The organism is Vibrio fujianensis (genome assembly GCF_002749895.1).
GTDB classification, from domain to species: domain Bacteria; phylum Pseudomonadota; class Gammaproteobacteria; order Enterobacterales; family Vibrionaceae; genus Vibrio; species Vibrio fujianensis.
Genome location: NZ_NBUS01000042.1, coordinates 6517 through 19104 on the forward strand (window position 1 = coordinate 6517; position 12588 = coordinate 19104).

The window sequence follows — 12588 nt, forward strand, 5'->3', positions numbered from 1 at the left end:
CTTTGGCGACAAAATGTCACCTTTGTCCGATTCGGTTATTCTCGCTTCATCAATGTCTAACGTTGAAGTGGTGGAACACATTAAAGGCATGTTGCCAATCGCGTTAATTAGCTACATTATCACCGGAATCATGTTTACCTTATTTGGGTTTCATTATGCGGGTAATGTCGATATGTCGCAGGTCCAATCCGTTATCAATGCGATGGAAACACAATTTTATATCACGCCTTACTCTTTTATTCCGGTGTTGATTGTTTTGGGCCTTCTCGCTATGCGTATGCCATCTTTCCCTGTCATTAGCTTTGGGTCACTGCTTGGCATTATCTGGGCGATAATGATTCAAGATGTCGAATTTCTTCCTGCATTTAATACAGCATGGGCACCATTTAGCATTTCTTCTGGCGTTGACTTCATTGATTCAATCTTAAATCGTGGGGGTATGTCATCCATGCTCGGATCGGTGGCTGTGATTATTTTTGGCCTTGGCTTTGGTGGCTTGCTTGATAAAGTCGGCGTGTTAGAAACCATTGCCAAACTATTTGAACGTCGCGTGACAAATAGTGGTTCACTAGCAACCAGCACCATTGGTACTGCATTTATGGGTAACATCTTTGGGTCAGCAATGTATGTCTCGCTGATTCTTACCCCTAAAATCTGTGCCAAAAACTATGACCGTTTAGGCTATCAACGTAAAAATCTATCCCGCAATGCTGAATTTGGCGGCACGCTCACTTCCGGTATGGTGCCATGGAGTGACAATGGTATTTATATGGCTAGCATCTTAGGGGTGGCGACGCTCTCTTACGCACCGTTTATGTGGCTTAGCTTTGTTTGTATTGCCGTGACCATTTTCACTTCATATATGGGATGGTTTGTTGACAAATGTGAACCAAGCGTAACAGCCAATACCGAGAATACGGACGAAGCAGCCGAGTTACAACGTCAATCGATCTAATCTTAAACTCACCAAGATCAAAAAGGAGCGTTTCCGCTCCTTTTTCTGCGTGGTATGACCGATTATGACTGACTTTTTCTCGTTAATTGTTCACGTAAATTGGGAGGAGTCCCTTTGATGGTCAACGTATCCGTTTCTGGATCGTAAAAAACTCGCTCTCCCATTAATAAACTATCAAAACTAATATTAAGCCCGCCCCCCGCGCCTACATACTTGGTCAGTTTTCTGACCGCAGAGCGATCGCCAGGAAAACTTTCTTCTAACTCATAACCGTGTTCACGAGTAAATTCAAAAAAGCTCGTTCCATCTTGGCTTGATGGTAATTCCCCCGAAAGTTCTTTGACCTGAACTTCATCCCCCGATTTAATTTGATCATTACAGTAGTCGTAAACTTGTTTTTTATAACTGATCGCCTCTTCTTTTTCTAATTTAGCATCGGTACAAAAATCTTCCACGGCTTGCATAAGCACTAAATTTTGTTGCTTGGGATCCAATCCGATCTCTGCTTGTAAGAAATCCAAGAAAAAATCTGACACTTTACGCCCCACCCGACCTTTAATGTAGGAAAGATAGCGATTAGAATCCTTATCCGTTTCAAAACTAGACAGATCAATCCTTGCTGCTATGTCCATTTTGCTAATGTCTAAGTAATCTGTGGCGCTAATATCTAACCCCTCAGTCACCTTTAAGCTTTGGTTAAGTGGCAATAAACCGATAAATAAAAAGTGCGTCGCTAACGATTGATATTCTGCAAACACAAGAATACCTTCATCGGCGAATGGGTATTTGATCAACTCATTTTTTAGTTTCTGAGCACTCATTTGAGAAAACGTATAAAAATCTTGCTCACCTTTGCGCAAAGCGTTTAACCAACCTAGGACATCACTGTCGGATTTAAACGACCCAAACCCCTTCCCGGCTTTCGCGTTAAAAACGCGATGCAGCTCAGCGACTAGTTTTTCGGTCGCGGTATCGTTATCAAGCGATTGAGTCCGGTAATTAACCATTAACTCATCGTTATCGTTTTTACATAATTGATGCAAAATGACATTAGAAAGGTGCAAACTCATAGTGAAATAATCGTCGTACTGGTTTCAGTTGTAAGGCATAGTAGGTTATCATAAGCCGCTTTTACTATCATCTATAGAGTCTTTATGCCAATTACATCGAAATACAGTGACGAACAAGTTGAAACGATCCTGACCGAAATCGCGGCCGTGCTTGATAAACATCATGCGTCTCCAGAACTCACGCTGATGATCGCTGGTAACATTGCTACCAATGTACTCAATCATGATGTAGCCAGTTCCCAACGTAAAGCCATTGCAGAGAAGTTTGCTCAGGCATTAACTTCATCTTTACAAGATTAATTTCATTCACAACACTGGATAACTAGAAAAACCCATGGTAGATAGCGGAAACACATACGGCGAGCGAGTATCACGTTTAGTAAGCTGGGGGCACTGGTTTGCTTTCTTTAATATTATTGCAGCCATGCTTATCGGTACGCGTTATATTACTCAGACACCATGGCCAGACACGCTGTTAGGGCAATTTTATCTCGTCTTTTCTTGGGTGGGACACTTTGGTTTTTTAGTCTTTGCGCTTTATTTACTCGTTCTTTTTCCGCTTACTTTTGTTATTCCATCACGGACATTATTCCGTTTTTCTGCGGTCTGTTTTGCTACATTAGGTTTAACCGCTCTTTTAATTGATACGCAAACCTATCAAACCATTAATTTACATCTCACCCCGGTTGTATGGGAACTATTGTTCAGCGATGAAAGCAGTATTAGTACCGATCTACAGCACTTGTTTGTCGTTCTACCTTTGATCTTTTTACTACAACTGGCGTTATCTGAGTGGGTATGGCGAAAACAACGCAAGCTTTCTCATAAACGCATTGGACGACCTTTAGCAGCGGTGTTTTTTGTTAGCTTTATCACCAGCCATATCATTTATGTTTGGTCGGATGCTTATTTCTATGCCCCCGTTACCAGTCAAAAATCCAACTTTCCCCTCTCCTACCCCATGACAGCCAAATCCTTTATGGAAAAGCATGGCTTATTAGATAGAGATGAATACTTAAAGCGGCTAGAAGAGAATAAAAACAACGTTGATTTAGTCAATTATCCGTTGGAAAAAATTGAATTTGGCCGCAGAGCGAACCATCTAAACATCGTCATTGCTAGTGTGGATAACCTACGTGCTGATGTTGTGACGCCGCAATTAATGCCAAATACTTATCGGTTTGCCAGTCATGCACTGACTTTTAATAATCATTTTAGTTCTAGCAATGATATGTATGGCATGTTTGGCTTGTTCTATGGCTTACCAAGCAGCTACGCCAGCAGTATTAAGGTTCAAGGTGCATTACCCGTTTTGGTTAATACCCTGCAAGAGCAGAAATATCAGTTTGGCTTATTCAGTAGCGATAACTTTTCAGATCCTCTATTCCAAGAAACCGTCTTTCGTGGGTTACCGCTTACCAAGTTATCTTTTGAGGCCGATATCAGTCATGATCAACAAACGATTCTACGCTGGGCGCAGTGGGCTCAAGAACAAAATTCACCTTGGATGAGTTTTATAGAACTGACTACTGTTAGTCAATTTAATAGTATGGCCAGCAATAATGAGAAATCAAACACGACCGAGAGACTTCGTCACAGCTATTACGAATCGGTGACGCAAGCCGATCACGAATTAGCCCAATTATTTGCTCAGTTAAACGAGTTGCAGCTACTCGATAACACCATTGTGGTCATCACCTCTAACCACGGTACAGAATTTAATGAAACCAAAACCAATAGCTGGGGAGCGAACAGTAATTACAGCCGCTACCAATTGCAGGTTCCAATGATTATCTACTGGCCGGGCAAAGTCCCTACCACATTTACTCATCAAACCAGCCATTTAGACTTCTCGGTCACTTTATTACAAGATTTACTAGGGGTATCTTCCAACCCAAGTGACTTTAGCAGTGGCAAAAATTTATTTAATGAAAACCGACGACGTTGGATACTCGCTGGTGACTCACGCGAGTTAGCACTTATTACTGACCAGCATACAACCGTAATAGATAAATTTGGTAATTTTAAGCTGTATGATGAAAACTATCAGCGATTAACCGATCAAAATCCGACGCTACCTATTTTGATGCAAGGGCTAACCGAATTGCAGCGTTTTTATTCAAAAGATAATTAAATCATAACTTTAAGCTTTTTTCGGCTTGACGATGACAATAAAAATAAGTACATTACGCCCATCGGACTGTAGCGCAGCTTGGTAGCGCACCGTCATGGGGTGTCGGGGGTCGGAGGTTCAAATCCTCTCAGTCCGACCATACACCTAAAAAAAGAGAGCTTCGGCTCTCTTTTTTTTATCAGAGGGATAAATAATCACTCTTGTAACCGTGAAATCATCCCCCTCCCTAAATAAAAAGCTAGTAGTACAGAGAGGGAAAAGACTTAGGCCCTATTAGGATAAGTTTTATTATGCTGCGGTATGCTTTTTCTGGGTGTGTTGATAAAACTCAACCTCCATTGCTGGTTCAGTATAATTACCTAGAATTATATCTGCTGCTTTTTCTGCTACCATCATGGTGGGAGCATAAAGGTTGCCATTGGTTATTGCCGGGAAGATAGAGGCATCAACCACGCGCAGGTTTTTAACACCATGAACATTAAGCTCAGCGTCCACTACAGCCATATCGTCATAACCCATTTTACAGGTACAACTTGGATGATACGCACTTTCGCCATCTCGGGAAACAAAATCCAGAATTTCCTCATCAGTTTGAACTGAAGGTCCCGGAGCTAACTCCTCACCACGCAGATGATCGAAAGCGGGCTGTTCAATAATGTTTCTGGTGCAACGAATCGCTTCAACCCACTCCTTGCGTTCTTGCTCTGTTGACAGGTAGTTAAACAGAATAGCGGGCTTCTGATCCGGATCGTTTGACTTTATTTTAACATGCCCGCGAACATCAGTATTCATCGGTCCAACGTGTAGTTGAAAACCATGCCCATCCCGCGGTGCGCTTCCATCATAACGAATTGCCAGTGGAAGGAAGTGATATTGCAGATTCGGATAAGCGACTTCATCATTACTACGTATAAACCCACCAGCTTCAAAATGGTTTGTCGCGGCGTCCCCCTTACGTCGGAACAACCAGTCGAAGCCTATTTTAGGCTGGTTATACCATTTTAGTGCAGGATAAAGACTAACAGGTTCTTTACAAGTGTACTGAACATAGAGTTCAAGATGATCCTGAAGGTTCTCGCCAACGCCAGGCAAATGATGAACAGGGTTGATTCCTAACGCGCTAAGCTCTTCCTCATTGCCTATACCAGAAAGTTGTAAAAGCTTAGGTGAGTTAATGGCCCCCCCACATGAGATAATCTCCTTCCCGTAAACCGTGCGGGCTTTCTTACGGCGTTTGAACTCGACACCGATTGCAGTTTTACCATCAAATAGGATACGGCTAGCTGTTGCACCCGTTAGTACAGTCAGGTTTTTACGATGCTTTACCGGATGCAGATAAGCACGGGCAGCACTTAATCGACGGCCGCGATATATGTTTTGGTCAAATGCAGAGAAGCCTTCCTGCTGATAGCCATTAACATCATCGGTTAACGGGTAACCCGCTTCCTGTGCTGCTTTAAAAAATGCATCAAACAGTGGGTTATTACAAGCAGCAGTTGAAATAGCAAGCGGACCGTTGTCACCGTGATATTTATCGGCCCCTTTTAGGCGGGTTTCAAATTTCCGGAAGTAAGGTAAGCAGTGCTTGTAGTCCCAGTTTTCCAGACCTTTTTCACGACCCCATTTTTCATAATCCATTGCGTTTCCGCGAATATAGATCATACCATTAATACAACTACTACCACCAAGTACCTTACCTCTTGGTTGAGCAATTTTACGGTTGTGCATATGTGGCTCAGGCTCTGATTCATAAAGCCAGTTATACGTACTATCTGTTAGCAAGTAAGTTAGTGCTGCTGGCATATGAATACGGAAGTCAAACCGATAATCCGGGCGACCCGCCTCTAATACCAATACTTTATTTTCAGGATTTGCACTCAATCTGTTTGCTAATACGCAACCAGCCGAACCCCCACCCACGATTATATAATCGAAAGTCTTCTTTGCCATTTAATTACCTCTTATTTTTCTGTTCCGGTATTTGTCTGTTTCCGGTTTAAAATGAATTCTTATCTAGAGCTTCGGTCTAAACACTCTTGTAACAATAAGTAGTGTTGGCTAATCGACGCCTGCAGCTTAAGTGGTTCTTTATCGATTATTTTTTCCGCTGTATAACGCCAGTTTTTTACTGTTTTCTTCAAAAAATCACGATCGGAATAAAGATTGTTATCGTAAGAGCCAAAACCCTGCTGCATCGCATGCATCACCCACTCAAAAACGTTGTTGTTCGCCATTTCAGCCAACAACAAGTTGAGTTTTCGGTCTGTTTCTGCAAGGTCACAAAAGTTCAGAGGCTCTTGAGCGCTGGATAGCTCCAAACGGTCAATTAGCTCCAACATACGCTTTTTCTGTTCTTGAGTTGCACGTAACATAGCTAACAGTGCAATGCTCTGGTCTATACTTTCCCTAAACTCTGCAATTTCATTAGCACCAATGCGTTTTTGCTTAAGAAACAAGGCCAGTGATTCGCTGATATTAGAAACGTCTATTTGTTTGATAAATGCCCCACCTTTGGGGCCTTTACGTATTTCAATCAGTCCCTTTTGTTTCAAAGCTCTAATCGCTTCCCTGATAACACCCCGCCCGGTTTCAAACTGAACTTGTAACTCCCTTTCGCTTGGAAGGCAGTCTCCAGGAAGTAATGTTTCATTTAGGATTCTAGACTCAATTTGAAGAGCGATATCCTCACTTGCCCGCCCAATCTGAGCTGGCGTAAACAAACGTTCTACTGTCGATTTTTTTGTCACTTTGTTACCTATATCTATTTATATCGTTTGCCGTGAGCTTATTGGTACTACCAATAGGCTAACAATAAAGCTGGCTATCTTTCAAGTTGGCTAATTTTCATAAACTTTTTAAATTATTGGTACTACCTTAATTAACTGGCGTGTTTAACTTATTGATCTTTATTGGATTATGCCACCAAAAAGCCATCAAAACGAAAGGTTTGTCCGCTAATGATTTAATGAGTAAACTTTACCGAAAATATTAATTAAACCATTAAAAAACAATAATTTGAAATTTTTTTGATTTCTTTTTAATTTATTTGAGTTCAAACCAATTGAATTTGATCTATCGCTTCTGATATGCAAAAGTAATTAAACATCTAACAAAGAGAACTTTTTTCAATATGACATCACTTTATATTCACGGAAAAGAATTTTGCGCCACCTCTGGAGAGAGTTTTGGGACGTATAACCCTGCAACAGGAAAGCTTCTGAGTGAGGTGGATCAAGCCTCAGAGCAGGATATAGAAGCAGCTATCGACTCTGCACAGAAAGGCTTCCTGCAGTGGTCCGCACTTTCTGGCGCTGAAAGAGGGCGAATCTTGATGCGTGCCGTTGCCATTTTGAGAGAACGGAATGATGAGTTGGCTAAGTTAGAAGTTCAAGACACAGGAAAGCCACTTCAGGAAGCGATTGAAGTAGATATCGCAACGGGCGCGGATGTTATCGAATATTACGCCGGTTTAGCCGCAGGCCTTCAGGGGCAACAGCAAGAACTGGGAAAAGACCAGTTTTTCTATACTCGTAGGGAGCCTCTTGGGATTTGCGCCGGTATAGGGGCGTGGAATTACCCCATGCAGATAGCGATGTGGAAATCAGCACCAGCGTTAGCAGCTGGTAACGCTATGATTTTCAAACCATCAGAAGAGACTCCTCTTACCGCTATCAAATTAGCTGAGATTTTTACTGAGGCCGGAGTTCCTGATGGCGTTTTCAACGTTGTTCAGGGGGATTACCGTGTGGGCCAAATGTTGTCCCGCCACCCTGAGATCGCAAAAGTGTCTTTTACTGGTGAATGTTCAACCGGTAAGAAGGTCATGGCAGATGCGGCAGGAACATTGAAGCAAGTAACAATGGAGTTGGGTGGCAAATCCCCGCTGATCATTTTTTCTGATGCCGATCTTGAAAGTGCCATCAACGGAGCCATGCTGGCAAATTTTTATACTCAAGGAGAAGTCTGTACCAATGGCACGCGAGTCTTTGTTCACGATGATATCTATGACGAATTTCTCACCCGCCTAGCCCAACGAACTAAGAAGCTGATCATCGGCGATCCGATGGACATGCAGACTCAGGTGGGAGCACTCATTTCTACTGAACATATGCACAAGGTTCTTGATTTTATTGAGCAAGGTAAAGCAGCCGGTGCACGTTTAATTGCGGGCGGTGAGCGCGTAATTCAGGCCCCACTAGATAAAGGTAATTTCGTGCAACCCACGATATTCGCGGACTGTGAAGATGACATGCCACATGTCAAAAATGAGATTTTTGGTCCAGTGATGTCTGTATTGCGCTTCTCTGATGAAGACGAAGTAATCCGTCGCGCCAACAATACAGATTATGGTTTGGCTGCTGGATTGTTTACTCAGAACCTATCGCGAGCTCACCGTGTTATAGCACAACTTGAAGCCGGTATCTGCTGGGTTAATACCTGGGGAGACTCTCCGGCCGAAATGCCCGTAGGTGGATATAAGCAATCCGGTGTAGGCCGTGAAAATGGCCCGGAAACGCTCAACAGTTATACCCAAACTAAAAGTGTCCTAATTTCATTAAAAGATCTGGGATCACCATATCAATAGACAATGCCACTCAAGCAAAAGAAGGGATTATGCCTAGCTACTCTCTTCTTATTCTATTTCATATCAGCCTGAGCGATTTTCGCAAACGGCTTAATTCGCCAAGCCCAGTTGCTCAGGTTTTAATTATCGTCCGCACGATACTTAAGGCCTGATGATACATGGTCTGTCACTGACGGCTGAGGTGTGGTCAACAAAACATAATAAGGAATAAATTGTGTTTCATCTCAATAATAAGGAGTCCAGGTAATGACCATTTGGTTATCCATCGGGATATTATTTACTTTTTCTACGATCGTCTTTGTTCTTTTACGATGGGGGAACATGAAGTGTGTCGGTGTCACACCGGTCAGGACTTTTGCTTTCATTGCTATTCTATTTACATCTGGCCTAGATGTGGGATTGATTATGTTCCCGCTAACAGAGTTTGCCGGTTACGCCGACCTTGCAACCAATCCAGAGTACGGGTTCAGTAATCCTCTGGCGATTGAGTTTGGTTTCTGGGCGTTTTTTATTTGGGCGTTCTATTTTCTAACTTGCTTTTATTTTTGCGTGATTGAACCGAGAGTTAAGTTTTTTGAGATCCCGTTAGTTAAATTCATCAACAACCTAGTGATCATTGGCACTTCTGCATTCACGGCTTATCTATTACTGGCTAACTTACCGTGGTACCTGCCAGAGCTTGGCGATGGCGAGAGTATCGTCGGTACCTTCTACCTGGTTGTGTTCGCAGTGATTGCTGTTTCGGTCTTTTCTAGTACCAGCATTCGCTATGTGCGAGTGTTGAGTTTGGGTAGTAGTTGGTTGTTTTTATCACTAATTGTCATGATGTGGAGCACCGCTTTTCTGTCTGAAACGTCTAATGTAGGTGAGTTCTTTACTACGATTGCACTGTTGGGAGACTATTTTACCAACTTAGAGCATTTCATATTGCCAATTAATGACTACCATGAATTTTATCTGTATTGGTGGTTTGCCTGGAGTATCATGATCGGTCAATTTACCTCCCGCTTTGTCGGCGGTATGCGTACCTATCAAGTGCTAATTGCGATGATGGTGTTACCGTCAATACCCATCGCTATCTGGTTTAGCGTTCTTTATTACTACAGCGCCAACGCTATCCCTATTTCTAGTTTCTATAACTTAGCGATGGTATTTGTTGGTGTGACTTTTGTGATTAACTCGCTTGATTCACTGGTTCGCCTGTATACCGACAACTTGAACCTGACTGTCAAGCGCTTCGGTAAAGTGAAATATGTCGTTGGGAATATCACCTTTCTAAGCGGCCTGACTCTACTCTTTAAGCTGGACTTTCTGCAGATCCAGTGGGTAGGGGCACTAGCTATAGCACTTGTGCTGGCCTGCTTTAGTTATATTTTGGTTTCGCATTATCGTAAAGTTGCAGCTATTGATTCATCACCAGCAGAGAACAAAATAGACTTCCACAAAATTGAACTGGTTAACTAGATTGAACTGGTTAACTAGAAACTGACAAGGAGGCCATGAGCCTCCCCCTTACCCTTTGCTTACAGGAAAGTATAGGGAACGTTCATCTAGGGCATTTTATCAAACGGGCTCTCTGTACCACTACACAAAATTATTTGTGAGGTTTTAATCTATCAGGTAAGTTTTGTATGTGATCTTCCCAATCGATCACATCAATTTCATAAACGACTTTATTGCGGACACTTTCACCAGCAGCGTGCATCGCCGCTTTAGAACCAGTAATTAACGGATGCCATTCAGGAAGCGGCCGACTGTCAGCCAGTAACCGATAGGCACAGGTTTCGGGTAACCAGTTAAATTCATCAATCTTATCTCTAGTAAGCTTGAGGCACTCTTCCCCTGATTCAAAACGATTAGGGTAATCTTTACAAGCACACGTTTTATTATTTAACCAACTACAAGCCACATTGGTGTAATAAACGTCATCGCTATCTTCATCCATTAGCTTATGCAAGCAGCACTTACCACAACCATCACACAGTGACTCCCACTCTGCTTCTGTCATCTGTTCTAATGATTTGCTTTGCCAAAATGGAATACTCATAGCACCTTACTTTTATCAACGTATTGGGGTCAGGTGTTATACCCCTCCATCTTACAAACTTCAAGCCATATAGCGTGATTTTACTGCGTATTACCACTTGATCTGTTAGGATCGGCAACCTTACGCAAACCGTATCTGTAAAGGTAAAAAAATGGATTGTCGACTTGGTTGTGGTGCTTGCTGTATTGCGCCGAGCATCTCATCAGCAATTCCGGGTATGCCAAAAGGCAAGCCCGCTGGAGTACGTTGTATTCAGCTTAATGAGCAAAATTTGTGTCAACTATTTGGTAAACCAGAACGGCCAGCGGTCTGTCATCAATTCAAACCCTGCTCAAGTATCTGTGGAGAAACTCAGCAACAAGCATTACAAAACTTGATGTTTCTAGAGCAAAACACTTAAAAAGTCACTGATTAATATAAATCTACCTTTTGTCTTGCCATATGATGCATGGTGAGATGAACATCTCAAAGCTCCCACTCAAAAGTGAAGCTTGAGATGATTGGATGGAATTAAAGATGGGATTGAATTTTTTGTCGCCCGAGTAATGAATGAGATAATGTTGTTCCATCCACTAATTCTAATTCACCACCGACAGGGACCCCATGAGCAATACGACTAACCGATATCTGGTGTTCATGGCATAGCTCTGCAATATAGTGTGCTGTCGCCTCTCCTTCTACCGTCGGGTTCGTTGCTAGAATCACTTCGCTGATTCCCCCCTTCTGCAAACGAAAATCAAGCACATCAAGGCCAATATCACTGGGGCCAATCCCATCGAGTGGAGAAAGGTGACCCATTAAGACAAAATAACGGCCAGAATATTGTCCCGTTGCTTCTAAAGCAGCAATATCGGCTGGGCTTTCTACCACGCAAAGCTGTCCATTTTCTTGCCTTTTCGCATTACGACAAATATGACAGACCTCTTCCTCGGTAAACGTTCGGCATTCTTTGCAGTGGCCTATTTCAACCATCGCTTGGCTAAGCGCATCTGCGAGTTGTAAACCACCTTTTCTATCTCGCTGTAACAAATGAAAGGCCATACGTTGCGCTGACTTGGGGCCAACCCCAGGTAAACAACGTAAGGCCTCCATCAAATGCTCCAGCATATAACTGCTACGCATTGATAATACTCAAGGTTAAAATGGCATCTTCATACCAGGTGGAAGCTGCATACCGCCGGTAATTGCTGACATTTTTTCTTTCTGAGTTTCTTCAATTCGACGAGAAGCATCATTAAAAGCGGCAGCAATGAGATCTTCTAGCATCTCTTTATCATCTTCCATTAAGCTTTCATCGATCTCGACACGACGGACACTATGACTACCCGTTACGGTAATTTTAACCAGCCCTGCACCAGATTCTCCGGTGATCTCCATATTCGCCACTTCTTCTTGCAGCTTTTGCATGCGTTCTTGCATTTGTTGGGCTTGCTTCATCAAGTTACCCATACCGCCTTTACCAAACATAGTTATCTCTCTGGTTTTTCAATTGTGTTAAATAAGTGGGGATAAAACTGACGAATCTCAACCCCATTATCGCTAAATAGGTCGAACGCTTTGTTTATCCAAGACTGCATTAAAGCGACGCTCGATAAATTGTACGTTCGGATCTTGTGTTAAGCTTTCTAGCGCAAAAGAAAGTTTTTGTTGATACAAACGCTCCCTTAACTCTAACGGAGTTTCTCCCTCTTCGCCGATTACCACGGTTAGGTGACACTCTTCTCCTAACTGCTTGTTTATGGCTTGTAACAGCTCACTTTGCGCTTTATCCGTATTTAGATGTGCGTGGGAAGGACG

13 protein-coding genes and 1 tRNA gene are annotated in these 12588 nt (G+C 42.6%); 7 read left to right on the top strand and 7 right to left on the bottom strand.

The genetic code is table 11. From position 1 onward, the window contains the following. A partial coding sequence (locus B7C60_RS08930; protein WP_245869076.1) for a Na+/H+ antiporter NhaC family protein occupies window positions 1-955 on the top strand: 955 nt, incomplete at its 5' end. A 62-nt stretch (window positions 956-1017) separates the two neighbouring features. Here the strand turns inward: B7C60_RS08930 and yejK are convergent. Further along, window positions 1018-2025, bottom strand: coding sequence for a nucleoid-associated protein YejK (gene yejK / locus B7C60_RS08935; protein ID WP_099611352.1), 1008 nt, complete (start codon window positions 2023-2025; stop codon window positions 1018-1020). Between the two features lie 84 nt (window positions 2026-2109). On the opposite strand from yejK, the gene B7C60_RS08940 reads away from it, so the two are divergent. The 3 genes from B7C60_RS08940 (at window position 2110) to B7C60_RS08950 (ending at window position 4298) form a co-directional block, all read left to right on the top strand. Next, a complete protein-coding gene (locus tag B7C60_RS08940) occupies window positions 2110-2325 on the top strand; it encodes a YejL family protein (RefSeq protein ID WP_099611353.1) in 216 nt (71 codons plus the stop codon). Between the two features lie 34 nt (window positions 2326-2359). Then, window positions 2360-4159 (top strand): DUF3413 domain-containing protein, encoded by a 1800-nt coding sequence (locus B7C60_RS08945; RefSeq protein ID WP_099611354.1) that lies wholly within the window; start codon window positions 2360-2362, stop codon window positions 4157-4159. Window positions 4160-4221: 62 nt separating this feature from the next. Then, a tRNA-Pro gene (locus B7C60_RS08950) sits at window positions 4222-4298 on the top strand. A gap of 149 nt (window positions 4299-4447) precedes the next feature. Here the strand turns inward: B7C60_RS08950 and betA are convergent. Further along, window positions 4448-6109: a choline dehydrogenase gene (gene betA, locus B7C60_RS08955; RefSeq protein WP_099611355.1), complete on the bottom strand. Its 1662-nt coding sequence runs from the start codon at window positions 6107-6109 to the stop codon at window positions 4448-4450. 59 nt (window positions 6110-6168) lie between these two features. Further along, window positions 6169-6906, bottom strand: coding sequence for a FadR/GntR family transcriptional regulator (locus B7C60_RS08960; protein ID WP_099611356.1), 738 nt, complete (start codon window positions 6904-6906; stop codon window positions 6169-6171). A gap of 383 nt (window positions 6907-7289) precedes the next feature. Between B7C60_RS08960 and betB the strand changes: the two genes are divergently transcribed. Together betB and B7C60_RS08970 are read left to right on the top strand one after the other, a co-directional pair. Continuing rightward, window positions 7290-8744, top strand: coding sequence for a betaine-aldehyde dehydrogenase (betB, locus tag B7C60_RS08965; RefSeq protein WP_099611357.1), 1455 nt, complete (start codon window positions 7290-7292; stop codon window positions 8742-8744). 246 nt (window positions 8745-8990) lie between these two features. After that, window positions 8991-10208 (top strand): choline transporter, encoded by a 1218-nt coding sequence (locus B7C60_RS08970; protein ID WP_099611358.1) that lies wholly within the window; start codon window positions 8991-8993, stop codon window positions 10206-10208. Between the two features lie 130 nt (window positions 10209-10338). On the opposite strand, the gene B7C60_RS08975 is transcribed toward B7C60_RS08970, so the two are convergent. Next, a complete protein-coding gene (locus tag B7C60_RS08975) occupies window positions 10339-10791 on the bottom strand; it encodes a YcgN family cysteine cluster protein (RefSeq protein WP_099611359.1) in 453 nt (150 codons plus the stop codon). A gap of 151 nt (window positions 10792-10942) precedes the next feature. Here B7C60_RS08975 and B7C60_RS08980 point away from each other — a divergent pair, with 151 nt between their 5' ends. Then, on the top strand, window positions 10943-11191 hold the full coding sequence (locus tag B7C60_RS08980) for a YkgJ family cysteine cluster protein (protein WP_099611360.1): 249 nt from the start codon (window positions 10943-10945) through the stop codon (window positions 11189-11191). Between the two features lie 110 nt (window positions 11192-11301). Here B7C60_RS08980 and recR read toward each other — a convergent pair whose 3' ends face one another. The 3 genes from recR to B7C60_RS18700 form a co-directional block, all read right to left on the bottom strand. Beyond that, complete coding sequence (gene recR, locus B7C60_RS08985) at window positions 11302-11913, bottom strand: recombination mediator RecR (protein ID WP_099611361.1); 612 nt, start codon at window positions 11911-11913, stop codon at window positions 11302-11304. 15 nt (window positions 11914-11928) lie between these two features. Continuing rightward, window positions 11929-12258 (bottom strand): YbaB/EbfC family nucleoid-associated protein, encoded by a 330-nt coding sequence (locus B7C60_RS08990; RefSeq protein WP_099611362.1) that lies wholly within the window; start codon window positions 12256-12258, stop codon window positions 11929-11931. Between the two features lie 72 nt (window positions 12259-12330). After that, window positions 12331-12588 (bottom strand): DNA polymerase III subunit gamma/tau C-terminal domain-containing protein (locus B7C60_RS18700; protein WP_281251689.1); only part of this gene is annotated, 258 nt, incomplete at its 5' end.

Coding starts and splice junctions, on each gene's coding strand:
- yejK (WP_099611352.1), bottom strand. CDS start 2,025: ATGAGTTTGCACCTTTCTAATGTCATTTTGCATCAATTATGTAAAAAC.
- recR (WP_099611361.1), bottom strand. CDS start 11,913: ATGCGTAGCAGTTATATGCTGGAGCATTTGATGGAGGCCTTACGTTGT.
- betA (WP_099611355.1), bottom strand. CDS start 6,109: ATGGCAAAGAAGACTTTCGATTATATAATCGTGGGTGGGGGTTCGGCT.
- B7C60_RS08990 (WP_099611362.1), bottom strand. CDS start 12,258: ATGTTTGGTAAAGGCGGTATGGGTAACTTGATGAAGCAAGCCCAACAA.
- B7C60_RS08970 (WP_099611358.1), top strand. CDS start 8,991: ATGACCATTTGGTTATCCATCGGGATATTATTTACTTTTTCTACGATC.
- B7C60_RS08980 (WP_099611360.1), top strand. CDS start 10,943: ATGGATTGTCGACTTGGTTGTGGTGCTTGCTGTATTGCGCCGAGCATC.
- B7C60_RS08940 (WP_099611353.1), top strand. CDS start 2,110: ATGCCAATTACATCGAAATACAGTGACGAACAAGTTGAAACGATCCTG.
- B7C60_RS08975 (WP_099611359.1), bottom strand. CDS start 10,791: ATGAGTATTCCATTTTGGCAAAGCAAATCATTAGAACAGATGACAGAA.
- B7C60_RS08945 (WP_099611354.1), top strand. CDS start 2,360: ATGGTAGATAGCGGAAACACATACGGCGAGCGAGTATCACGTTTAGTA.
- betB (WP_099611357.1), top strand. CDS start 7,290: ATGACATCACTTTATATTCACGGAAAAGAATTTTGCGCCACCTCTGGA.